The following is a 434-nucleotide window of genomic DNA, read 5'->3' as shown; positions in this document are numbered from 1 at the left end:
AACACTTACGTGTGAATGAAATTCAAGGCAGCTACCTTTATTTCACTTGTTTACACAAGATCAGCTTAAAGGAATATTCTAAAACGCAATTTCGTTTCGGTATCCAGTTTTCAAGGTGCAAAGCTGTTTGATTATCAGTCAATCTCCAAAGAGTTAACGATTCTCATACAGTTTTAGATGAAATTGTAATTGGTGGAGCCAAGCGGGATCGAACCGCTGACCTCCTGCGTGCAAGGCAGGCGCTCTCCCAGCTGAGCTATGGCCCCTCACAAGTTCCATCAAAACTGAACAAATGGAATGATGATTGTTGAAGCTTACGCTTCATATTTGAATGTTTCCATTGCAGGAAACGATTCTCCATAGAAAGGAGGTGATCCAGCCGCACCTTCCGATACGGCTACCTTGTTACGACTTCACCCCAATCATCTACCCCA

General features: G+C 43.3%; 1 tRNA gene and 1 rRNA gene. Both read right to left on the bottom strand.

The window, feature by feature from the left end:
* Positions 1 to 190: 190 nt before the first annotated feature.
* A tRNA-Ala gene (locus WA407_RS26340) sits at positions 191 to 266 on the bottom strand.
* Between the two features lie 97 nt (positions 267 to 363).
* Positions 364 to 434, bottom strand: a 16S ribosomal RNA gene (locus tag WA407_RS26335); the annotation flags it as partial.

This window comes from Paenibacillus sp. 203, assembly GCF_037027525.1.
Lineage (GTDB): Bacteria > Bacillota > Bacilli > Paenibacillales > Paenibacillaceae > Paenibacillus > Paenibacillus polymyxa_B.
Note: the sequence above shows the minus strand (reverse complement) of the source record. Positions and strands in the feature narration are given on the sequence as shown.